The organism is Streptomyces sp. HUAS YS2 (genome assembly GCF_033343995.1).
Lineage (GTDB): Bacteria > Actinomycetota > Actinomycetes > Streptomycetales > Streptomycetaceae > Streptomyces > Streptomyces solicathayae.
Window position 1 is genome coordinate 585,325 of sequence record NZ_CP137573.1, and the last position, 22,985, is coordinate 608,309.

General features: G+C 67.5%; 22 protein-coding genes. 5 read left to right on the top strand and 17 right to left on the bottom strand.

From position 1 onward, the window contains the following. Positions 1-14: 14 nt before the first annotated feature. Complete coding sequence (locus tag R2D22_RS02875; RefSeq protein WP_318100947.1) at positions 15-1,127, bottom strand: N-acetylmuramoyl-L-alanine amidase; 1,113 nt, start codon at positions 1,125-1,127, stop codon at positions 15-17. A gap of 555 nt (positions 1,128-1,682) precedes the next feature. Between R2D22_RS02875 and R2D22_RS02880 the strand changes: the two genes are divergently transcribed. Next, on the top strand, positions 1,683-10,244 hold the full coding sequence (locus tag R2D22_RS02880; RefSeq protein ID WP_318100949.1) for a golvesin C-terminal-like domain-containing protein: 8,562 nt from the start codon (positions 1,683-1,685) through the stop codon (positions 10,242-10,244). Positions 10,245-10,400: 156 nt separating this feature from the next. After that, the gene (locus R2D22_RS02885) at positions 10,401-10,700 is read left to right on the top strand and encodes a hypothetical protein (protein ID WP_318100950.1); all 300 of its coding nucleotides are present in this window, start codon (positions 10,401-10,403) and stop codon (positions 10,698-10,700) included. A 34-nt stretch (positions 10,701-10,734) separates the two neighbouring features. On the opposite strand, the gene R2D22_RS02890 is transcribed toward R2D22_RS02885, so the two are convergent. The 4 genes from R2D22_RS02890 to R2D22_RS02905 all read right to left on the bottom strand — a co-directional run bounded on the left by R2D22_RS02890 (position 10,735) and on the right by R2D22_RS02905 (position 14,543). Continuing rightward, entirely contained in the window at positions 10,735-11,031 is a 297-nt protein-coding gene (locus tag R2D22_RS02890; RefSeq protein WP_318100951.1) for a DUF7336 domain-containing protein, read from the bottom strand. Further along, positions 11,031-11,342 (bottom strand): hypothetical protein, encoded by a 312-nt coding sequence (locus tag R2D22_RS02895; protein WP_318100952.1) that lies wholly within the window; start codon positions 11,340-11,342, stop codon positions 11,031-11,033. The genes R2D22_RS02890 and R2D22_RS02895 overlap by 1 nt, the downstream gene beginning before the upstream one ends. A 67-nt stretch (positions 11,343-11,409) precedes the next feature. Then, positions 11,410-13,854, bottom strand: a complete 2,445-nt coding sequence (locus tag R2D22_RS02900; protein ID WP_318100954.1) for a SpoIIE family protein phosphatase — start codon at positions 13,852-13,854, stop codon at positions 11,410-11,412. A gap of 137 nt (positions 13,855-13,991) precedes the next feature. Next, the gene (locus R2D22_RS02905; RefSeq protein WP_318100955.1) at positions 13,992-14,543 is read right to left on the bottom strand and encodes a cysteine hydrolase family protein; all 552 of its coding nucleotides are present in this window, start codon (positions 14,541-14,543) and stop codon (positions 13,992-13,994) included. 563 nt (positions 14,544-15,106) lie between these two features. On the opposite strand from R2D22_RS02905, the gene R2D22_RS02910 reads away from it, so the two are divergent. After that, positions 15,107-15,265: a hydrophobic protein gene (locus tag R2D22_RS02910; RefSeq protein ID WP_318100957.1), complete on the top strand. Its 159-nt coding sequence runs from the start codon at positions 15,107-15,109 to the stop codon at positions 15,263-15,265. Positions 15,266-15,337: 72 nt separating this feature from the next. On the opposite strand, the gene R2D22_RS02915 is transcribed toward R2D22_RS02910, so the two are convergent. The 10 genes from R2D22_RS02915 to R2D22_RS02960 are packed head-to-tail and all read right to left on the bottom strand — an operon-like array spanning position 15,338 to position 20,867. Next, a complete protein-coding gene (locus R2D22_RS02915; RefSeq protein ID WP_318100960.1) occupies positions 15,338-15,748 on the bottom strand; it encodes a gas vesicle protein K in 411 nt (136 codons plus the stop codon). Beyond that, on the bottom strand, positions 15,732-15,995 hold the full coding sequence (locus R2D22_RS02920) for a gas vesicle protein (RefSeq protein WP_318109556.1): 264 nt from the start codon (positions 15,993-15,995) through the stop codon (positions 15,732-15,734). Before R2D22_RS02920 ends, R2D22_RS02915 begins: the two co-directional genes overlap by 17 nt. A 20-nt stretch (positions 15,996-16,015) precedes the next feature. Next, entirely contained in the window at positions 16,016-16,822 is an 807-nt protein-coding gene (locus tag R2D22_RS02925) for a GvpL/GvpF family gas vesicle protein (protein WP_318100962.1), read from the bottom strand. Between the two features lie 4 nt (positions 16,823-16,826). Continuing rightward, a complete protein-coding gene (locus tag R2D22_RS02930) occupies positions 16,827-17,333 on the bottom strand; it encodes a gas vesicle protein (protein WP_318100965.1) in 507 nt (168 codons plus the stop codon). 27 nt (positions 17,334-17,360) lie between these two features. Further along, complete coding sequence (locus R2D22_RS02935) at positions 17,361-18,530, bottom strand: SRPBCC family protein (protein WP_318100967.1); 1,170 nt, start codon at positions 18,528-18,530, stop codon at positions 17,361-17,363. After that, positions 18,523-19,107, bottom strand: coding sequence for a hypothetical protein (locus R2D22_RS02940; protein ID WP_318100969.1), 585 nt, complete (start codon positions 19,105-19,107; stop codon positions 18,523-18,525). Before R2D22_RS02940 ends, R2D22_RS02935 begins: the two co-directional genes overlap by 8 nt. A 36-nt stretch (positions 19,108-19,143) precedes the next feature. Then, positions 19,144-19,407 (bottom strand): gas vesicle protein GvpG, encoded by a 264-nt coding sequence (locus R2D22_RS02945; protein WP_318100971.1) that lies wholly within the window; start codon positions 19,405-19,407, stop codon positions 19,144-19,146. A gap of 21 nt (positions 19,408-19,428) precedes the next feature. Beyond that, the gene (locus tag R2D22_RS02950) at positions 19,429-20,142 is read right to left on the bottom strand and encodes a GvpL/GvpF family gas vesicle protein (RefSeq protein WP_318100973.1); all 714 of its coding nucleotides are present in this window, start codon (positions 20,140-20,142) and stop codon (positions 19,429-19,431) included. Between the two features lie 2 nt (positions 20,143-20,144). Then, complete coding sequence (gvpJ, locus tag R2D22_RS02955; protein ID WP_411976964.1) at positions 20,145-20,600, bottom strand: gas vesicle protein GvpJ; 456 nt, start codon at positions 20,598-20,600, stop codon at positions 20,145-20,147. Positions 20,601-20,636: 36 nt separating this feature from the next. Further along, the gene (locus tag R2D22_RS02960; RefSeq protein ID WP_318100976.1) at positions 20,637-20,867 is read right to left on the bottom strand and encodes a gas vesicle protein GvpO; all 231 of its coding nucleotides are present in this window, start codon (positions 20,865-20,867) and stop codon (positions 20,637-20,639) included. 399 nt (positions 20,868-21,266) lie between these two features. Here R2D22_RS02960 and R2D22_RS02965 point away from each other — a divergent pair, with 399 nt between their 5' ends. Further along, on the top strand, positions 21,267-21,533 hold the full coding sequence (locus R2D22_RS02965; protein ID WP_318100978.1) for a GlsB/YeaQ/YmgE family stress response membrane protein: 267 nt from the start codon (positions 21,267-21,269) through the stop codon (positions 21,531-21,533). A gap of 83 nt (positions 21,534-21,616) precedes the next feature. Continuing rightward, positions 21,617-21,850 carry a CsbD family protein gene (locus R2D22_RS02970; protein WP_318100981.1) on the top strand — a complete coding sequence of 78 codons (234 nt, stop codon included), beginning with the start codon at positions 21,617-21,619 and terminating at the stop codon, positions 21,848-21,850. A 109-nt stretch (positions 21,851-21,959) separates the two neighbouring features. Here the strand turns inward: R2D22_RS02970 and R2D22_RS02975 are convergent, their stop codons facing one another. Then, a complete protein-coding gene (locus tag R2D22_RS02975) occupies positions 21,960-22,388 on the bottom strand; it encodes a hypothetical protein (RefSeq protein WP_318100983.1) in 429 nt (142 codons plus the stop codon). A 42-nt stretch (positions 22,389-22,430) separates the two neighbouring features. Next, positions 22,431-22,979 carry a flavin reductase family protein gene (locus R2D22_RS02980; protein ID WP_318100984.1) on the bottom strand — a complete coding sequence of 183 codons (549 nt, stop codon included), beginning with the start codon at positions 22,977-22,979 and terminating at the stop codon, positions 22,431-22,433. Between the last annotated feature and the right edge of the window lie 6 nt (positions 22,980-22,985).

Below are 22,985 nucleotides of genomic sequence, written 5' to 3' on the forward strand. Positions count from 1 at the left end.
GCGTCAGGACGCGCTCAACTCGCCTGCGCCGCCGAGGCAATCGCGCGGACGGCCGGCAGATCGGCGTACAGGTTGTTGCCGGGGCACTCGGTCGGATAGCCGTCGCGATGGCCGGAGATCCGGTTCAGGGTGACCTTCTGGCCCTTTGTGTACTTGCCGTTGTCGGCGGCCGCGGTGAGGACGACGGTGCCGTCGGCGTCGTATCCGTACAGTCCGAGCTTCCACGCGGCGACCGCGGCCACCGCGTCGAGCACGGGCTGCGAGGAGATCGCGTCGTTGTAGTTGCCGAGGACCGCGACGCCGGAGGTGTCCGTGTTGAAGCCGTAGGTCTGCGCACCGAGGACGGGCCGGTCGATGCCGCCGGCGCGGCCCTCGAAGACCGTGCCGCACTTGTCGACGAGGAACTGGTAGCCGATGTCGTTCCAGCCCTGACCCTGCACGTGGTAGAGGAATATCGAGCGGATGATCTCCGGGGACTGCGCGCAGGTGTAGTCGTTGGTGCCCGCCGTGTGGTGAGTGAACACCACCTTGGTGTCGGTCGTGTACGTCGGCGGGTCCTTCACCAGCGACTCGTCGGCATTCCAACCCGAACGCGGAACGACGGTGGGCTGCGGGGCCGTGCTCACCGCGGTGGACGCCGTGGTCGCCCCGGTCGCGCCCGGTTCCACCAGCTCCACGCGCAGCCCGTCCGGCAGCATCGACAGCTTGCCGTGCTGTCCGGTCACCCGGACCTGTACGCCGTCGGACGGCCCGGTCCACAGCGGCTGAGTTCCGGCCCGCACTCCTGCGTCGTCGCCGTCCGGCCCCACCTCGGCCGTCCTGACGTCGAGTTCGAGATCACGCCAACCGGACCAGACACCGGTGACACTGTCGCGGGTACGCACCTGCGCCGTGCCGCCCAGGGCGGCGCGCCGGTCAGTCCACGTGACGCCGAGCATCGAGAACGGCGCGGTGCGCCGAGCCGACAGCGAGCGCTGGGCGGGATCGGAGCCCTGGAGCGCGATGCTCCGGACTCCGGCCGGCGCCTGCGCCGCCGGCGCCACCGGGGAGGTGAGACCGAGGGTCGCGAGGGCGACGGCGGTGGCCGCCGCGACCCTGGCGGTGCGACGGAAGAGGTTCGGGGTCACTGGACTCCTTCAGGTACTGCAGACGCTCGGGTGGGTGTCGTCGGGCGCTTGTCCGCGGCCTCGCCGTTCCGGTAAACCCGCCGGGTGCCCGGGGTTTCGGGCCCATACGGGCCTGCCGGTTCCTCGGTCGTCGGCATGGCCGCGCTTTCTGTCGAAGTGAATTCGCCTGGGTTATACATCACCGGATTCGACGGACGCCAGGCGACGGAGAAGTCGGGCAAGGCGACCTCAATCACCATCGGCACGTCAGTGAAATGCCCTGTATGCCTTATCGGTTGACGGCTCATCAGCAACATGATGAGGATCCCCCCGCCGTGATCGGCACGCCTCTGGCGCGGCCGCTTTCCCGCATGCGGAAGGTGGCCTGGTTCGCCATGCCCTGAGGCGCTCCGGTCGAGGTCAGGTTTGCCACGACCGGCGACGGATTGTCCGCGCCGGCGGGGTCGGCGCACCTCTTTCGCCCAGCGCGGGAAGGGTGCCGAAGAAGGGATTGGCGTGAAAGTGACATACGGGCGGGCGATAGCCTGCCTCGTGGTTTCGACGATCGTCGGCACCATGCTTCCACAAGTCGCTTATGCGGCACCGGTTTCAACTGATGGCGGCGAGGGTGTCGTCGACGCCTTCGCGGGCTGGTTCTCGGATGACGACGGCGATTCGGACGGGCTGGACGAGCCGTCGACCGGTGGGACTCCGGTGCTGCCGAGCCGGGAGAAGCTGCCGCGGGGCAAGGCGGCCGGGAAGGCGAAGCGCGTCGGGGAACTGACGGGCAGGCGTACGGCGAACGCCCGGTACTGGAAGTTGTCCGACGGGCGGGTGCAGGCCGAGGTGTCGGCGACGCCGACCGCGTACCGGTCGGCGAAGTCGTGGAAGGACATCGACCCGACGGTCGTCCCGACCGACGCCGAGGGCTTCGTCTTCACCAACACGACGAACATCGCGCAGAGTTCGTTCGGCGCGGATGCGGCGAGGCTGCTGCGGTTCGAATCCGGTGACGGTCACGTGGTGACCCTGGGCCTGGAAGGCGCGGGCACGCTCGCCCCCGTCGCCAAGGGCGACACCGTGACCTACAAGGACGCGGTGGCCGGTGCGGATCTGTCGTACCAGGTCGGGCCGGGACGGGTGAAGGAGAACATCGTTCTCGACACGCGGCCCTCAGGACCCGTGTCGTTCACGTTCACGCTGGATGCCGGTGGGCTGACGCCGAAGGCCGGCAAGGACGGCTCGGTCCGGTTCTACGGAGAGGGCGAGGATCCGGTCCTCGTCATTCCGGCCGCGTTCATGACAGACACGAAGAAGAACGCCTCCTCGCCGTACGGCACCGGGTACAGTTCCGCGGTCACGCAGAAGCTCACGCGGGCGGGCAAGGGCTGGAAGCTGACCGTCACACCGGACGCGAAGTGGCTGGCCGCGCCGGAGCGGCAGTATCCGGTCACGATCGACCCGACGATCTCCATCGCTCCGACGCCGACCACGGCCCAGGACGTGATGATCTCCTCGGACGGACCGACATCGAACTACGACGACAACTGGCGTCTGTCGGTGGGCAACACCAGCACCGGTTCCTCCCGAGCACTGCTCCGGTTCCCGCTGACCGGCGTCCCGGCCGGGACAAAGCTCGACACCGCCGACCTGAAGCTGTACTACGACCAGACGCACACCGCGAACGACACCGAGGTGCAGCTGGAGGCGCACCGGGCCACGCAGGCGTGGGCCGAGGACCAGGCGACGTGGAACAACGCGAACGCGATCACGGGCGAGCTGTCCGGCACCGCGGTCGTGGTGGACGACGGCGACTCGGGGACGACCGCCGCGGTCGGCTCCTGGCCGGCGTCGGGTTCGACGCTGACGCAGTACGCGGTCGGCAGCGACTACCACTACAACAAGGACAGCGTTGCGGGTGACACCTACACCTGGCAGCCGAACCTCCCCGAGGACGGCGACTACCAGGTCGAGGCGCACTGGGTCGGAGCCACCGACCGCCCCACCAACGTTCCCTACACCATCACCCACAACGGCGGGACCAAGGCGTACTCGGTCGACCAGCAGCTGGGTGGCACGGGAATCTGGAAGACGCTGGGGACCCACCCGTTCAAGGCGGGCACCCTGGGCAAGGTCGTCCTCGGCGACGGCCCCGCGTCCACGACCACCGCGGTGATCGCGGACGCGGTCCGGTTCACCAAGGGCGGTGTGGTCACCAAGAAGCCGGGCGAGCTGAACACCTGGCACACCTTCCCGGTGACCAAGACCGTGCAGTCCTGGATCGACGGCACCAACACCAACCACGGTTTCGTCATCAAGGCCGGCGACGAGTCCGCCAACGGCCCCAAGGGCGGACCGCGGTACGAGGGCAGCGAGTTCGGTTACGGCGGCGAGACCGCCAACTACCCGAAGCTCGTCCTGACCTTCGGCCGACAGGGCGTGAACCTGGCCGCGCCGACGACGATCCACGACACGGGCGCGGAGCTGAACTGGCCCGGGTACGTCGACCCGTCGACCGCCACCGGTGACGACCTCGTCGAGTACCAGGTCCACCGCTCGATCTACCAGACCTTCACCCCGTCGGCCACGACGCTGGTGTCCCCGCTCGCGCCGGGCACGACGTCGTTCACCGACACCACCGCGACGCCCACGAAGGCGGACGACCCGGATCCGTTCGGCCGGGCGTACTACTACATGGTCGCGGTCAAGACGAAGGACGGGCAGGTCGTCGGTGCGCCGACGCAGCTGGTACGGCTGCCGAAGGCGGGCCGGACCACGAAGGTGCTCGCCGCGACGCAGGACACCACCCTGTCGTCGTTCGAGTCGACCACGGCGCACGACACCATCCAGGACGGCGGCCCGCAGTCCTGGGTCACCGTCGGCAACAACTCCGCGACGTACGGAGACACCCGCACCCTGCTGAAGTTCCCCGCCCTCGGCATCCCCACCACGGCCCGGGTGCTGGACGCCAAGGTGCGCATGTGGGGCACCCAGACCGCCACGACGGCCTCCGGGGGCATCTACGAACTGCGCCCGCTGACGAGGGACTTCGACGAGACCGCCACCTGGCTGAAGGCGAACGCGACCACCAGCTGGACCACCGCGGGTGGTGACGTCGGCGCGCCGGTGGCGGACACGATCGGCACGCTCAGCAACGACCCGGCCCGCCACGACTGGAACATCACCTCCCTGGCCCAGTCCTGGGTGACCACGCCCGCCTCGCAGAAGGGCGTGGCCGTCAAGATGGCCAACGAGGCGACCGAACAGGAACGGACCCTGTTCCTGTCCTCCGAGGGCGCCGAGCCGCGGCTCCACCCGAAGATCCTCGTCACGTACGTCGACTCGACCACCGAGTCGACGTACTACGCACCGCAGACCCCGGCGCGGATGACGCCGAACACGACCTACACGGTCGACTTCGACCTCACCAACACCACCGCGGCCACGTGGAACGCGGCCGACCAGGTCCTCACCTACAGGTGGACCCTGCCGGACGGCACCGACGTCACCAACGGCGGGAACCAGATCCAGACCGCCCTGTCCGGCAACGTCACCCCCGGCGACAGCGTCTCCCTCCAGGCCCAGGTCAAGACGCCGATCAACTCGGACAACGGCAACAAGCGCACCGACTACGTCCTGACCTGGGACGTCTTCAACAAGACCGCCGGCACATGGGCTTCGGGCACCGCCGGCATTCCGGGTCTGAAGCAGAACGTCGCGGTCGAGGACCCGACGTCCAACCAGCTCGGCCTGGAGAAGTTCTACTCCTACGCGGGCAAGAACACCGGCGCGGGCTCGTCCGTCATGAACAACACGGCGTCGGGCAACAGCGTCTGGCAGTACAACGCCTTCTCCAACCCCGGACGCGGCATCACCACGTTCGCCCGTCTCGCCTACAACAGCCTGGACACCTCCGACACGGTCCTGGGTCACGGCTGGTCCGGCCAGGCGGCCGGTCCGATCCGGCTCGGCGCGCCGCTGGAGTTCCACCCCAAGCCCCACCCGACGGAGATCCGCCTCCCGGACGGCGACGGCACCACCCACGTGTTCAGCAAGCAGCCGGACGGCACCTGGAAGGCCCCGGCCGGTGTCCACTACCGGCTGACCGCGCTGCCGGGTCTCGACTGCACCCCGGACAAGGACCCGATCCCGGACGCCTGGACGCTGACCCGTCCGGACGGCACCCGGTTCCTGTTCGGCTGCGACGGCTACCTGACCTCCGTCGTGGACAAGAACGGCAACACGCAGACGTACACGTACGAGGAGCGCAAGTCCAACAACAAGCCGACCAAGTTCCTCACCTACATCACCGACCCGACGGGGCGTCAGAGCCTCACGGTCGAGTACTTCAAGAAGGGTGACGGGACCTACGAGTACATCAACGACCTGGGCCAGAAGGCCACCGGCAACAACCTCAGCAACTCCAAGATCTACGACCACGTGAAGTCCATGACGGACATCTCCGGCCGTAAGATCGGGTTCTTCTACACCGACAAGGGCCTGCTGGGCCGGCTGACCGACGGCGTCGGCTCCACCAACGGAGCGCCGAAGGACTTCACCTTCACCTACGACGCCACGCAGGGCAACAAGAACGTCAAGCTGGTCGAGGTCACCGACCCGCGCGGCAACGACACGCGTCTCGCTTACCACGCGCCGCAGACCGGTGACGACCCGAAGTACCACTGGTGGACCAAGACGATCACCGACCGTCTGCAGGGCGCCACCGGCTTCGCGTACGCGGCCGATGCCACGAACTCCAAGTTCACCGACACGGAGATCACCGACGCCGAGAACCGTGCGACCGAGTACGTGACGGACGACTTCGGCCGTGCGGTGCAGACCACCAACGCCAAGTCGCAGACCACCAAGCTGGCCTGGGACGCGGACAACAACGTCACGTTCCTCGAGGAGGCCAACGGCGCCAGGACCGCGTACTGCTACGACCAGAAGACCGGTTACCCGCTCTGGCGGCGCGACGCCGAGAACAACAAGGCGGGCATCCCGGCGCCGGGCGACTGCGCGCCCGGCGTCCACCCGGCGAACGCGTTCACGTACGACTACCGGACCCGCCTGGACGGCTACTCCTCCGACCTGGCGAAGAAGTCCTCCCCTGAGGGGCGCGCCTGGCAGTTCGGCTACGACAACTACGGCAACCTGACCACGGTCACCGACCCGCTGGGCGTCGCGACCACCGGTGTGCCGGACGACTACACCACCAAGCACGAGTACAACGCGTACGGTCAGCTGACCAGGACGACCGACGCCAACGGCAACCCGACGACCAACAGCGGCTTCGGTCCGACCGGTTTCCCGGACACGATCACCGACGCGCTGCTGAAGTCGACGTCGTTCGTCTACGACGAGCGCGGCCAGGTCCGTGAGGTCACCGACGCGCTGGGCAAGAAGACCACGCAGACGTACGACACGTTCGGCCGTCCGATGGTCCGGACCGTGCCCAAGGACCAGACCGCCGGTGTCCTCATCACCACGCCGGCCCCGGTCTACGACGCCAACGACAACGTCACCTCCGCCACGGCTCCCAACGGAGCGGTGTCCACCGCGGTGTACGACGCCGCGGACCAGGTCGTCACCGCGACGGCCCCGAAGGACACGGCCACCTCCGGTGAGCGGAAGACCGCCTACACGTACGACAAGACCGGCCACCTGAGGACGACCACGGAGCCGAAGGGCACCGCGACCACGGCGGACCCGAACGACTACCTCACGACCTCCTACTACGACGAGATCTACCAGCTCACCAGCGTGGTCAACGCGGCCGGTGACAAGCTCTCGTACGAGTACGACAACGTCGGCAACGCGGTCACGGTCATCGATCCAAGGAAGAACGCGACCGCCGACACCACCGACTACACGACCAAGACCGCCTACGACCTGAACCACAGGGTCGTCACGGTCACGGACGCGGCCGGCAAGTCGACCAGGCAGTCCTACGACAAGGACTCGCTGGTCGTCTCCACCACGGACGCGGAGAACAACGAGACCCTGGTCACGTACGACGGCCGGGGCAAGCAGACCCAGGTCAAGGTCCCGCACACGGGCACCAGCCCCGGCATCACCTACCGGACGACGAAGTTCGAGTACGACCAGGTCGGCAACGCCACCAAGGTGATCACCCCGCGGGGTGTGGACACGGCGAACGCGGACGACTTCGCCTCGCGGACCGAGTACGACAAGCTCAACCGGCCGGTGAAGCAGTTCCAGCCGTACGACCCGGCGGACGCTCGCTACAACAGCCCGAACGTCTACACCGAGACGGTCTACGACGAGGTCGGCCGGGTCAAGAAGACCTCGCTGCCGCCGTCCGAGGGGCAGACGGTCCGCAACGACACCACCTACGAGTACTTCGACAACGGCTGGACCAGGAAGACCACCGACCCCTGGGACATCGTCACCAGCTACGGCTACGACGAGATCGGCAAGCAGACCGCCCGGACCCTGACCTCGGCGGGCGGCTCGTCCACCCGCACGATGGGCTGGTCGTACTACCCCGACGGCAAGCTCAAGTCCCGTACGGACGACGGCGTTCCGGTGGGCAGCGCGGTGCCGCTCGTGGACAACTCCGACGTCCAGAACACCAGCTACAGCGGCACCTGGACCAAGGCCACAGCCGCCGACCAGCAGGGCTACGACCACCAGGTCCACGCCGCCGGCACCGGGACGGACGCGTTCACCTGGACGCTGAACATCCCCAAGAACGGCACCTACACCGCCTACGTCAAGTTCCCGCAGGTGACGGGGGCCGCGACGACCGCCAAGTACACGGTCACGCACTCCACCGGCACCACGGACAAGACGATCAGCCAGGCCACCGGCGCCGGAACCTGGGTCCCGCTGGGCTCGTTCGCCTTCACCCAGGGCAACCTGGCCAAGCTCCAGCTGTTCCAGAACAGCGGCGGCAAGGTCGTCGCCGACGGGGTCAAGCTGGTGCGTGACACCACCGGTGAGACCGACGGCGAGAAGCAGGACTTCGCCTACGCCTACGACGTCAACGGCAACCTCACCTCGATCGACGACACCTCCTCCGGTGCGAAGATCGACGCCTACACCGTGGCCTACACCGGCCTGAACCAGGTGCAGAAGGTGACCGAGGCGCTCGCCGGCCAGGAGAAGAAGTCCACCTCCTACACCTACGACGTCAACAGCCGGCCGGAGACGGTCACCCACCCCGACCAGTTCTCCAAGTACACCTACGACCTGCGTGATCTGGTCAAGACCGTCTCCGTCGGCAAGACGCCGACCGACGCCTCGCCGAAGGTCACCGGCTACACGTACACCGACCGCGGGCTGAAGCTGAAGGAGACCAAGCCCAACAGCAACACCGTCGACTACACCTACTACCTCGACCGCGCGCTCAAGAGCCAGACCGAGAAGAAGCCGAACGGCACTCTCGTCTCCTCGCACACGTACACGTACGACGCCAACGGCAACAAGGCGCAGGACGTGGCGAAGAAGATGAACGCCGACAACCACGCGGCCTATCTCGACTCCACCACCGACTACAGCTACGACCCCGTGGAGCGGCTCGCCCGGTCGGTCAAGACCGGCAACGGCGCCGGCACGGACACCTACGTCCACGACAACAACGCCAACGTCATCAGCCAGACGGTCAAGAACGTCTCGACGTCGTTCACCTACGACCGCAACCGGCTGCTGCGCGCCACCAGCGGAGGAGCGACGGCCGACTACAACTACGATCCCTTCGGCCGTCAGGAGTCCGTCACCAGCGGTGGCACGGTCGTCGAGCGGAAGGTGTACGACGGTTTCGACCACGTCGTCGAGTCCCAGCAGCGGGACGGCGGCGGCGCGATGAAGTCCACCACCTACACGTTCGACCCGCTCGACCGCACCTCCTCCAAGACGGCGGACGGCAAGAAGACCGACTTCACGTACCTCGGTCTCTCCACGGAGGTTCTGAACGAGGAAGTCGCGGGCGTGCTGACCAAGTCGTTCCAGTACAGCCCGTGGGGCGAGCGGCTCTCCCAGGTCAAGCACAACAGCGACGGCTCGACGGAGGACGGCTACTACGGCTACAACAGCCACTCCGACGTCGAGACGCTGACCGACGGCAACGGTGACACCAAGGCCACCTACGGCTACACCGCCTACGGCAAGGACGACACCTCCGAGTTCACCGGCATCGACAAGCCGGATGCCGGCGACCCCACCAAGGAGGAGTACAACCCCTACCGCTACAACGCGAAGCGCTGGGACGCCCAGTCCGGCACCTACGACATGGGCTTCCGCGACTACAACCCGGGCCTCAACCGCTTCACCACCCGGGACATGTTCAACGGCGCCCTCGACGACATGGGCCTCGGCACAGACCCGTACACCAGCAACAGGTACGCCTTCACCGGCGGCAACCCTGTCAGCCGTATCGAACTCGACGGCCACCAGCTCGCAGAGTGCGCTTCCGGCATGTACACCTGTGAGGGCGGCACCAAGGTCACGGGCTACGGGAGCAACTACGCCAGCATCGTGCACAGTGAGGGGGGAGAACTCTCCGCCGACTACAAGGAGTACATGTACACGGAGTCGCAGAAGTACATCTACAACGAGATGATGTTCAACCAGACGACTCCACGGTTCGACAAGCTCCAGGATCTCGTGTCGAAGTTCGAGTCGGCCTTCAAGCGCGGTGAGGACTTCAAGGGGAGGTCGCTCCAGTTCACCGCGCTCGGCCTCTGGGGGGCGAGTGTCGCTTCCGGTTCGATCTGGGATCACAAGCCCAAGCTCAGGAGTAAGTTCGGGCTGTCCGGCGAGAACGCGGACGACCTGTACTTCAAGATTCCCGGCTCGGACGCGGAACTCTTCTACGACGTCTGGTCGAACATCCATTACGGATTCATCGGCCGGGCCGCCGGATTCACCGGCGGAGCTCTGCACGCCGGCGCCGAGGCAGATTTCGGCGGCGCGGTCGGCAGGACCGACCCCGGTGACGTCCTGACCGTTCAGGCCGGAATCGACATGTACGACAAGTACGGCGCCGATATGACGTTCCAGGAGTTCCAGACCGGCGTCCAAGGCGTCATCGGTCAGCTCAGCGAATATCCTGACCTGCAGTATCGGAACACCCAGCCGAGGCTCGGCAGGGCGCCGCACTCCCCGTACTACTAGGAACCGAGCCGGGCGCCCCACGCGGTGGGGCGCCCGGCGATCCCGTTCGGAATGGAGAATCAGAAATTGTCCGGAGATGCGCAGGCTGCCCGTCGCCTTGTCGGTTGCGTGCTCGGTCCCGTGATGGGGGCCATAGCCGGCTACGGCGGGATGACGATGCTTGCGAGAGCCTGGGACGAGTGCGAAATAGGAGTCAACGCATCAGCGAATTTCTGGTCCCTGATTCCCGTCTTCTTCGCCGTCTGGGTGGTCGTCGCGCTGATCTGGGCCATCGCGTTCGGGGTGCTCGGCGGAAGGGGACTGCTGCTCGCCGCCGGGGTGGCCGTGATCGCCACGCTGTGCGTCTACTGGGTGCTCATGGCGACGCTGAACGCTCCCGCCGACTATCCGGTAGGAGTCACCGCCTGCGCCCCGGACAACGCCCCGCCCTGGTGGCCGGACTGGCTGCCTGTGTGACAGGACGAGGGCGGCTGGAGGCGGTGGTGGCTGCTCAGCTGTCGGTCTGTTCGCCGACGAGGAACCCTTCGGCCCAGTGGGTTTGACCCACGGCGTACTCGTGCACGTGGAAGCCGTCGGGATGGTCCCTGAACCCGGGTAGGGTGCGCGCCTGGTCGATGCGTTGTTCCGCCCGTTGCCGGCTCGAATACAGGCCGAGGAACGTGAAGCTGTCCTCGCTGTCGTCCCAGAAGAGGGGCTCGCCGTCTTCCATGAAGTCGACGGTGGTGGGAGCACCCGCCTCGTCCGCGAAGTGATGCCTGTGCACCAGGAGGTAGAGCATCCGGTCCATCAGTCTCGCCCAAGCCCTTCGGGGTACACCGTGACGAACCCCTGGTTCCACAGATCCTCGTCCACCGTCACGGGTGCGATCTCGAAACAATCAGGTTCGTCCTGGAACCCTGGAAGCTTCCTGGAGATCTCCAGTTGCCTCTGCGCGACTGCCTGGTCCGGGTAGATGCCGATGATCCTCCACTCCTCCTCGTCCAGGTGGATGGTTCCGTCCGCATCGAGATGGATGACCCGTTCGTCCTGCTCCACCGCGAGATGGCGCGCGTGCCACAGCACGTAGAGATCGCCGTCGGGTCCGTGTTCGTCTGTCATCGCGGGAATTCTTCCATGCTGGTGTGACGCTCGTGGACGGTGGTCGCGGGATGTCTCCCGGGCCGGGTCAGGGCAGTTCGGGTACGTGGATCTCCAGGACGCAGATGTCGTCCCGTTTTCCGAGCCGCAGGGCCGCGAGGCTCGTGGCCAGCCTTTCGCTCGGCCCTTCCCGCACGAGCCGGAGCGCGGTATCGGCGAGTTGGGCGAGGCCGGCGTCGATGTCCTCTCCCGGCTGCTCCACGAGGCCGTCCGTGTAGAGGAACAGGTGGTCGCCGGGGAGCAGGGCGGTCTCACTCTGCTCGTAGGCGGCGTCGGCCGCGGCGCCGAGGAGAGCGCCCTCCGGCTGGGGGAGGTAGCGCGCCTCACCCTCGCGAATCAGCAACGGAGGGAGGTGGCCCGCCCGCACCCACATCAGACGGTGGTCCGAGGGCTGATAGCGCGCCATGACCATCGTGGCGGTTGCGCTCTGGGCATCCGTAGCCGTGTGGATCAAGAGGGAGTTGAGCCGGCCGAGCACGTCGGGCAGGGGTGAACCGGTGATCGTCATACCCTTGGCGGTGAACCGCAGCTGGGCCATGGTGCCCACAGCCGCAAGACCGTGACCGGCGACATCTCCGACGACGAACAGCGCGCTGCCGTCGGGAAGTTCGATCGCGGAGTACCAGTCGCCTCCGACGTTCAACCCACGGTCGACCGGGACGTAGGCGACGTCGACGTGCAGACCGGCCAGCTCCAGTGACTGCTCCGGGATCGGGAGCAGGGTGTCCTGAAGCCTGGCACCGAGGGCGCGTTCGGCCTTCAGCATGCCGCGCTGGACGAGATTGGCGCGTTCACTCTCGCGCAGGGCCAGTTCGGCGTCCCGTTGCGCGGTCAGGTCCTGGAAGAAGCCGTGCACCTCCAACGGGCTGCCGTCCGCATCTCGTTGTGCCTCCGCGACGATCATGAGATGGCGCACGCCACTCTCGGTGGCGATGCGGAAGTTGTGGTCGACGGCCTCACCATCACCCAGCAGCCGTTGAACCGCCGCGGCCAGCCCCGGCAGGTCCTCCGCCAGGACGTGTCCGGGCAGTTCCTCCAGCCGCATGGGTCCCTGGGCGGGGTCGCGGTGGAAAATGGTGTAGACCTGGTCGGACCAGGTGACCGAGTCCGTGACCAGATTCCAGTTCGCCCAACCGAGGTTGCCGAGCCGCTGCAGGTCGTCCAGCCTGCGGATCTCCCGTTCGGTGGTGTCGTGACGAGTCCAGGACACCACGAGGCGCTCGCCCAGCCTGGACGCCCGGACCGAGTACACGGACTGCCGCGGCCTTCCGGCGGTCACCTCCTCGTAGACGAAGGGTTCTCCCTCGTACACCTCCCCCATGGTCAGCGCGTCCAGATACCCCTCCCAGAGCGCGGTGCCCGCCACCGTCGGGTAGTTCTCCAGTATCCGAGTGCCCACCAGTTCCTTGCCGCGCCGCCCGGCCACGTCCTGCGACTCCGGCGACGCCGCGTCGATCCGGTAGTCCTCCACCTCGCCCGTCCGGGAACGCAAGGGGGTCAGCAGGATCGCCGGTCCCGACAGTGCGTCGAAGATCTTCTGGATCTCGTCGACCTCACCGGGAACGGGGGCCTGCGCGTGCGGGCTCACGTCATCGTGCAGGGGCCCGCCGCAGAGCCTGACGGCTCGCCTGAGCAGGGTCCGGGTACGGACGCCGAAGGGTCCCGGCCGGTTGCGGAAGAACCCGATGACCGCGGTCCCCGCCCCGTTGCGGGGAACGGGCAGCCAGGCGCGCGTGGGCCACCGCTCGGGCGGATCGCCGATCAGCAGATACCGGGTGGCGTCAGCGTCCTGGTCCTCGAGCCACACCGCTCGCCCGGTCGCGATGGCCTCCATCGCGGCGATACCGCTGAGCGGAGGGATGTGGTTCCACTGCTCGGCCATGACCTCACCGATGCCGGCGGACCCGATCAGGTTCAGGCTCCCGGCAGTGGCCACCGTATAGATCATCACCGCGTCGATGTCCTCGGCACCGGCCAGCCCGGTCAGGAGCGCCTGAGCGATCTCGTTCGGGGTGCGGGCTTCCGCCAGGTCCCGGGCCAAGCCGGCGAGGAGCGTGCGATGACCCGCCGATGGGCCGCCCTCGCCGGCGTAACGACTGGTACGGAACGCCGAAGGGTCCGGCTCCTCCGGCGCGGCCCGCACCGTCCCGGTGGCGAACGGCGGTGGTGCAGAGGCCTGCGGTGACGGCGTCACCGCGACTGCGCCGGTCCGGCCCAGGGTGATCCAGCACTCCTCCAGCAGGGTGCGCCGGTGGTCGGTGGCGCGGTCGAGCAGCAGCTGGTAGGCAGCGTCCGGCGTGACGGCCTCCTGGGCCATCAGCACGCCCTTGGCCCTTTCTAGGACGGCTGTCATCGACGCGAGATTCTCGAGGTCCACGACCTCGGCACGCAGTCTCGAGACGACCTTCGCCAACGCCAGCGTCTCGGGTGTCGCGCCGACGCCGGCGTTGGAGACGACGAAATCGCCCTCCATAGGTCGAGCATGCCACGCCCTGATGCCGATGGACCGATTCGCCTCGGGCCGTGCCGACCCACCTCGACGCGAGGGCGGCCCGTCAGCCCATACGGCCCCGGGGTACCCGGGGCCGTATCCGTCGGCGCCTCCCCGCCTCAATCCAGCCGCGCGTCGAACGTGATGCCGTCCGCGTCGCAGACCTCTGCGGACATGTTGCGGCTCATCATCCGCAGCGCCGCCTCGGCCAGGGCGGCGTCGATGTGGGCCACCGCGTCGGCCGCCACGACGACCTCGAAGTGCCGGATGTGAGCGTCCAGAGCGGAGTACAGCACGCACTGTTCGGTGACCTGCCCACAGAGGACCAGGCGCTCGGCCCCCAGTTGACCCAAGAGGTAGGCCAGAGGGGTTTCGAAGAAGATCGAGTGCCGAGCCTTGACCACGAACAACGCGTTCTCGTCCGGGGCTATCGGTTCCACGAGCTCCCCGTGCCGGCCTGCGAGGGCGGCTTCCAGGATCTCTCCGTGATGGGAGCGCCACTCCCCGAAGTTGTCGTTCACATAGATGACAGGCGACTCACTGGCGTGGGCGTGCCTCAAGAGCATGGTGATCCCGGGGAGCGACTCACGGACGGACGGGACCAGAGCCTCGGCGTCGTCGTGCGCGTAGGCGTTGAGCATGTCGATCACGATGAGCGCCGTACGAGGCATGGGATCCGCCGCCCCTCCTCCGGTTCACGACTGTTCGCCGGTCTCGCGAGGGTGGTCCTCTGGGGGGTGCGGACGTATCTGCTCCTCACGGCCTATGCCGGGGCTCTGGCGTTTGGCGGCGTGTCCGCCCGCGTCGGCGGGGTCAGCGCGCCCGCCGGCGTTCTCCGTGCCACGGCGGTCGTACGTCCGCGGCCGGCGGCGACGTCCTTCCTGCCCGGTCATGTCGCCCTCCTCGGTCCCGATTGCCTCCGCCGGGCGAGTGCCCCGCGCACCTCGTCGGAAACGACGCCCGCCGGCCCCACCCGTCCGCGTCGACGCACTCCCCTCCCCGACGCCGGATTACTTCCGTCGAAGCCGGGTAGCCGCGCAAGCGTCCGACGAGCGGCGCACTACACGCTCAAGGCGAGCGCCGAGTGGGCCGTGTCAGGGAGTTCACCGAGGACTGTGGCAACTTGCCCGACAGGCCTCCCGACGCCCAGGGCCGTCCCGACCGCCGGTACGGCTGAAACAACTCGAGGGATCCGGGCGATGTCCGCCTCCCGTGGGGACCGAGGAGGTCCGTCATGCTTCCACTGCTACTCGTACTGCTGCTGATCCTGGTGCTTTTCGGCACGGGCTTCGCCGTCGAGGCCTTGTGGTACATCGCCATCGCCGTGCTCGTCCTCTGGGTACTGGGATTCTTCTTCCGCAGCGGGAGCAGCGCCCGCTGGTACCGCTGGTGAGGCACCTTCACCCGTCGACGCCCGTCGCGCCTCCGAGAGGCGCGACGGGCGTGCGCGGGGGCCGAGGGGTCGTCAGGGCGGCAGAAGGGGGCCGAGTGGGCCGAGATCGAGGTTCAGGTCTTCCAGGGTGAGACCGTAGCTGTCGCAGAGCTCGACCATCCTGTCGTGGAGCAGCATGAGCGTCAGGCCGAGCCTTTCCTCCTGCTCATCGGTCAGGTCGCCCTGATCCACACGATGCAGTGCCTGACGCTCCATCAACTGCCGTAGCAGCTCGACGATGGTCAGGACGAGCTGGACGAGATCACGCTCCACGGTCTCCGGGTCGCTGTACACACGCCGAGCAGGACGCCGCGCCCCTCCGTCGACCGCCGAAAGATCGTCCGTGCGCGCCGGGAGCAAGGCGAAGGCGCGTTGCGCGGCATCGGCCACCTCGCGACGGCGATCGCCTCCCGCGTGGTCGGGACGGTCAGAGCGGCCGGTCACGGCGCGGACCCTCCAGTTCCTGCGGCGCGTTTTCCTGCACGCCCGGCATGAGAGACGTCAGGGCCCACTGGTCGTCCCCCTGGGCCGCGACGATGACGGCACGCAGGGAGATCTTGACCAGGTCGATGTCCGCTATCGACAGGACCAGGTCGCCGGTCAGCACCACTCCCCCGCTCAGCAGCCGGTCCAGGAGGTCGATGAGTGCCACCTGCCGGTCTGCGAGCGCGTTCTCGTCGTGCCTCGCCACGTGCCCCGTCTCGTGCCTCGTCACGACCGACGCACCTCTTCCGGCGCCTCCGGTCCCGTGAGAACCGCGAACGAGTAGGGAGCCCACGGCCCGGTGATCTCGACCCGGACCCCGCTCACGTCCTGAACCGACCTCAGGACGCGTTCACGGAACTCGTCGGAGCGTGTACGGGGCACCAGGTAGGAGTCGTTGGCCACGTTCTCCCCTGCTCCGAAAGCGAGTTGACCTTGCTGGGGTCGGTGCCGCGCACGTTCCTCGGCCACTTCGGCCACCTCGACCTCGATCCTGCGCACCGCCTCGGCAGCGGCGGACCAGGCGGCTCCCTTGTCCTCGCGTTGCTGCCTGCGGCGACGCAGGTAGGCCCGGCCGGGGTCAGGAACGTCCGTGTCGTCGTCGTCCCGCCCGGCGGAGCCCTGGGGAACCTCGGCGTAGACCTTCACCCCCCACTCCACGTGGTCGGCGAACCGGTCCAGCATGCGGTCGAACATCGATTCCCCGCGGCGCAGAACCTCGCGCACGCGCTCGTCGTCCAGGTAGACCGTCGCCAGCCGCAGCGGGAGGACGGTGGTGTGCGTCGCGAGAAGCTCCACGACGCTGTGGTGCGCCCGTGCCACGCGTTCGAGCCAGTCGAGGTCTTCCAGGTGGACCTTGAGCGCCGCTTCGGAGAAGTCGCTCTCCGGTACGGAACCGACCGCGGCCGCCGCTTCCCCCGCCCGGACGATCCTCACCGGCCCTGACGCGACACCTCGGATGCCCCGCAGCACCTCCGCTTCCAGGGATGCGGTGGGGCGTACGACGGCGTACGCGTAGCTCAGCTCTCCGTCCATGACGTCAGTCCTGCCGCTCCTCGGTCTCGGCTTCGGCGTCCGACTCGTCGCGGGCCCGGGTCTTCTTGCCGTCCGACTCCCGTCGTCGGCTTCTGCGTTCGGGGGCGGCCCGTTGCTCGTCCGCCTCGGAGGTACGGCGTCGGCGGCTCCTCGGTCCTTCCGGCAGCTCCGACCGGGATTCGGAACGGGCGCGGAGTGACTTGACCTCGGCGCGCAGCCGCTCGTTCTCCTCCTTCAGCTCCTGCTGATGGCCGGCCCGCGAGGACAGTGCGGGATCGTGTTCCCACCAGTCGATCCCGATCTCCCTGGCCTTGTCGACCGAGGCGACCAGGAGCCTGAGCTTGATGGTCAGCAGCTCGATGTCGAGCAGGTTGATCCGGATGTCTCCGACGATCACGATGCCCTTGTCCAGCACGCGTTCCAAGATGTCAGCGAGGTTCGCACTCTGCTGCTGACCGTAAGGCGTCAGGGAGCGCGCGACCGAGGGGCCTTCGGAGTCCGATGCATCCACGACGGATTCGACCTCGCTCCCTGGGCGTCAGCTCTTCCGGCTTCGACGGCTACGGGGTCGCTCGTCCGTCTCCTCGGCCCCGGCCTCGTCGGCTTCTTCCTCTTCCTCGCCCTCGTCGTCTTCCTCGTACTCGTCCTCCGGCTCTTCCTCTTCCTCCTCTTCCTCCTCGTCCTCGTCCTCCTCGTCCTCCTCGTCCTCTTCTTCCTCGTCCTCTTCTTCCTCGTCCTCCGGCACTTCGTCCTCGTCCTCGGGCTCCGCGTCGCCTTCCTCGTCCTCGGCCTCTTCTCCCTCGTCCTCGTCCTCGTAGGCCTCTTCAGGAGTCTCTTCGTCCTCGTCGGTGTCGGAGACGACCTCGGCGTCGCGGATCTCACCGCGCCAGCCGCCCGTCGCCTCGCCCTGCATCATGACGAACTTGCGGAACGCCTTGAGGTCGAGCCGAGCACGCCGGCCCTGCGCACGCACGAGGTTGCCCGTCTTCTCGACGATGCCCTTGGGGAAGTACTCCATGACCAGCAGGACCTTGGTGAGGTTCTCGCCGAGCGGATGGAAGGTGACCACGCCTCTCGTGGTGCCCTTCGCCCCTTCCGAGGTCCAGGCGATGCGTTCGTCGGGGATCTGTTCGGTGATGGTCCCCTTATACGCCCGGGTCGACTTCCCGACCTTCACCTGCCACTGGGTCGTCGTCTCGTCCTCCTGCTCGACGGATACGACACCCTTCGCGAACGACCCGAACTCCTGGAACTGGGTCCACTGGTTGTACGCCTCGCGCACGGGAACGCCGATGTCGATGTCCTCGATGACCGTCATGCTCTTGTGGCCCGCGTTCGCCGCCGAGGAGCGCGGCTCGTGCGACGCGCCGGTGACGTCCTTCACCTTGTCCGCGATCGCGTCCTTGGCGTGAGCGGCGGTGTCCTTGGCGTGGGAAGCCGTGTCCACGGCGCGCACGGCCGCCGAAGCGAGCGCGGCCTTGCCCGGTGCGTGCTCGGCCAGCTTTCTTCCTGCCCCACGGACCAGGCCCGGGCCGATGTGCGAGTCGCCCAGCTTGCCGGCCGCGTCGCCTATGCGGTGACTCACGCCGGTGAGCACCTTCTGCAGTCGCGCCTCGAGATAGCTCTCGAACTCTTCTGCCAGCCGGTTCGTTCCGGAGCTGCTCTCGGAGCCCTTCGTCCCGCGCTCCGAAGCCTTTGCTTCAGGCATCGTCCCGCCTCCTGGTACTCCTCGAGCGCGTGCCCTTCGACGCGCTGGACGCCTTCTTCGCCGGCGACTTCGCCGTCCCCGCGGTCTTGGCCGTCGAGGCGCTGCGCCGAGAGGAGGTCGTACGTCGCGGACGGGACTCATGTTCCTCGTCTTCCTCGGACGGCTTGCTCTCCTCGTCTCGGGCTGTTCGCTCGCCGGCGTCCTCGTCCGTGTCCTCGTCCGTGTCCTCGTCGTGGTCCGCGCTGTCGTCGGGGTGTTCGTCCTCGTGGTCCTTCTCGTCCTCGTGCTCCCCTTCCCGCAGCCCCTCCGTTCGCTTGTGCAGGGCGTCGGCCAAGTGCTCGGCCTTCGCGTTGAGCACCGTCGTCGCCGCCGCCTTGCCCGCGGTGACGAGCTCGCCGCGAACCTGCTGGTTCACGTTGCTCAGGAGGGGCGACTTCGCGATCGACTTTCCCAGCTGTCCGGGCTTGATCCGCGATCCGGCCAGGGCCATGGCCAGCCCGAACGCGAGTTTGGCTTTCTTCGTGCGTCCCAGCACGTATCCGCCGACCAGGGCGGTGCCTATCTTGGCGTTGTTCATGATGTTGCTCTCCCTCCTCGCCCCCGGCCCGGGTCTCTACGCGCCGTTGGATCCGGCTCTGCGGAGCTGGTACGCCTTGATCTCCTCAAGTCGCCGCAGGAGCAGCTCTTCTTGTTCGTCGAACTCCTCGTCGCTCACGCGGCCCTCCTCTCGCGCTCGTTCGAGGTCGGCGAGCTTCTCCTGGACGGGTCCGGGGTCGTAGTACTCCTGCTCGGCGGCCTGCACCACCTTGTCCAGGACCCAACCGACCCCTCTGAACGGCGCGGCGGGCAGTGCGAGGATCTCCGTCACCAAACCCACGATGGCCTCCCTGGGTGCCTGTCAGGCGAAGCTGTACGGTGGCAGCGGCCCGCGGACTCGAATCTCGACGCCCTCGGACTGCTCTTCGGCCGCCTGCTCGGCCGCCTTCGTGAATTCCTCGGCGCCTTCTTGGTCGACCAGGAAAGAGGCACTCAAGAAGTACTGCTGGGACGGCTCGGACAGACGCTCGCTCCTGGCATAGGGCCTCAGCGCCGCAAGGACCGACTCGGCGAGGGCCTCCTGTTGGGCCAGCATCCCCTTGCTCAAGAGCTCGCCCAGTTGGAGCCGTTCGTCGTAGGTCCCACCGCCGTCACGCGTCGCCTCGTTCAACTCACGAACGTCTTCGGACTCCTCGAGAAGTTGCCGCATGGCCGCCTCCTCCTCCAGGACTCCCTTCACGTTGAACTCCACGCGGTCCGTGAGTTCTTCGAGGCGCTCGGCGAACTGTTCGGCGCCTTGGTCGAGTACGGCGCGAACGGCGTCGTCGTCCTCGGCGACGAAGCCGAAGCCGAGAGGCAGAGTGACGCCGTCGCTCCACAATCTCTCCTGCACCTCGTGGTGCGCCTCCACATCGGGGCGCTTCACCTCGATCTGTTCAGGAGCCTCGCTCACGACAGCGCACAGTGACTCCTGGCATACCGTACGCAAGGCCGATTCCTCGCCGCCCACACTCGTCAGGCCGTCCAGACGGAGCGGGTGCGACGACTTCGTAATCGCGTAGACGTAGAGAACCATCGCTATTCGCCGTCCTCGGAGGAACGCCGCGTGCGGCGCTCGTGGCCTCGGTCGTCGCCGCGTTTCCCTTCGCGACGCGGTTCCTTCTCGCGCTCTTCGTCGCGACCACCGCCGAGGGAATCCGTGATGGCCTCGACGGCCCCGGTGAGTGCGCCCTTGGTCTTGCCCTTGGCGCCTCCCTCGGTCGTCTTCTCCATCACGTCCGTCAGCTGAGCGGGAGCATTGCGGCCGCTCTCGAGGTCGAGGCGGTTGCACGCCTCGGCGAAGCGGAGGTACGTGTCGACGCTGGCCACGACCACGCGGGCGTCGATCTTCGCGATCTCGATTCCGACGAGAGACACGCGGACGAACGCATCGATCACCAGCCCGCGGTCGAGTATCAGCTCCAACACGTCATAGAGATTTCCGGTGCTTCCACCTTGTCCGGGCATTCCGCCGCCCTGTTGCACAACAGACACGTCGATCTCCCTGCGGTCGAAAGGGCGGCTTCGCGCTCAGCTCTCTTTCTTGTCGACCTGAGCTCGCGTATATCGTTTGCCGCGTTCGTACCCCAGCAACTGCCCGTCCGGGCCCAGCGCAACCTCATAACTTGCCATGACGCTGGTGGTCTCCGGAATTCTTTCGAGCTCGACGACCTCGATCTCCGCCGCCCAGCCCTGATCCGTCGGCCTCAGCGCGGACACGGATTCGGGCGTCCGCCCCAAAAGGTCACTGAGCTGCTCCACCGCGTAACGCAACGCATCCGCGGGCGGAACTCGATCCGGCTCGGCGCCCGATTCCTGCTCAGCGCCTTCGGCCTCGGCTTCGGCTTCGCGCTCGTCCGTCTCGGATTCGGCCTCGTCCTCGGCCTCGCCTTCGGCCTCGCTGCCCGGTTCCGACTCGGTGTCGCGCTCGGGCGCCGGTTCGTCGGGGTCATCCTTCTTACGCTTCCGGACGGTATTCGTGACGGTTCACCGCCAAAGTTGTCATCTACACCCGTTACTGGTTCAAATCTCTCCATATCCACGATACTTGACAGGCATCACGAGTCGCACGGCGTGATATCACAGACTGTTCCTCACTCTGCATGCACAGCAAGCGACGGGGAAGTTGCATGGCGAACGACTTCAGGAGGAGGCGTTCCCATGGAAATATCGGGAATCATCAGCGCTCTCGTCATCGGCACCATCATCGGCCTGCTGGGCCGACTCGTTCTCCCCGGCCGGCAGCACATACCTGTCTGGCTCATGATCCTGATCGGCATCGGGGCCGCACTGGGTGGATCCGCCATTGCTCACGCGGCCGGAATCGACGACACGAGCGGGGTCGACTGGATCGAATGGCTCATCCAGATCGCGCTGGCCGCGATCGGCGTCGCTCTTGTGGACCGGAGCCGAGCGAGAAGCCGCTGAGGCGGATTGTCCCGGCGTGAGGCGGGTAGCCGCCATTGCAGCCTCCCAATGGAGGCGTCGGACGGGCCGAGGAGCTGATCGGTGTGGCTGAGGGCAAGAAGATTCGCGGCAAGGCCCAGGAAACCATGGGCAAGGCGAAAGAAAAGGCCGGAGAGGCCACGGGCAAGCAGGACCTGCGCATGAAGGGCGTACAGGACCAGGTGGCGGGGCAGGCCAAACAGGCTGCCGGCGAGACCGAGAAGACCGTGAAGGGAACGGTGGAAGAGGCCAAGGGCAAGATGGAAGAGGCCAAGGGGAAGATGCGGCGTCGCACGTGACGGCCGCGTCAGGTTGGTGGTCGACCCGGACGGAGTGAGGCCGTCCGGGCCGACTTGCTCATCCCTCGCTCACTCCTCCCGTAAGTGCGGCACGAAAGCTGCTCACCGGCTAGGTGTCCGTCTCGGGCGGAGATCCGGGCTCGGGCGGAGGTCCGGGCGGCACGATGCGGAAGCGATGGCTCTCGCGGGCGAGTTCGCGACCCGAACCGTCCAGGAACCGGCCTGCGACCTCATACGTGCCGACGTTCCCCGGCCCCGCAGGCAATCGCTCGGCCGTCAGTTGCAGCTCGTACGGACCGCCCGCGCGGAACCCGCCGAGCGTGTTGTTGACCGTGGCGATCAGGTGGCCGTCGCAGAACCGCTCCTCCACGAATCTCAGCCCTTCGACCTCCTGCCCCGTCCGGAACGTCAGGACGGTGCTCACCACCGCTCCGGCCGGGAGAGTCACGACCTCCCTCCGGTCGCCTTCGAGGGGGACCCTGAGCCGCCCGAACCGGTCGGAGACCAGCGTCACGTCCATCAACTCGAAGTCCGCCATGTCGCACTCACGTCCTACGTCCGCGCCCGGGGGCGCGACTGGCTAGTGCCCTGGTCCACGCCCATCCATGCGGACAAGGTCACTGTCGCCGTCCCGCTGCTCGCCGCTCGCGTGACCGGCCTCCAGGCCCTGGACGTGGCGATGCCGCAGCGGCGCGGGCGGCGGCTCCGCTCCCGGATCCGCGTGCTCGACCGGAAGCAGTACGAAGCCGACGTGATCGCCGCCCGGGAGCACGCGTTCGATCCGGCCGGTGAACCAGCTCCGCACGTCCGACAGCACCGGGCTGCCCTCCCGGCCGGCCCGCCATGCGATCTCGGCGAACTTGTCCACGGCATCGCCGGTCTGTCCGCCGAAGAGCTCGGCCAGGTCCCGCTGCTCCCTGCCGAGCACGTGCACGGTCAGGTAGCGGGCGTCTCGTGCGACGCCGTACGTCCGGTTCGCGGTCGACAGCCAGGCGACGAAGTACGGCGGATCGATCGAGCAGGGCGATGCGTATTCGACGAGACATCCGGCCCGTGTCCCGCCGGATGCCGCGGTGACCACGTACATCGTGCCGTCCGACGCATCCGCGAATTCGGCAAGGTCCGGCATGGCGCC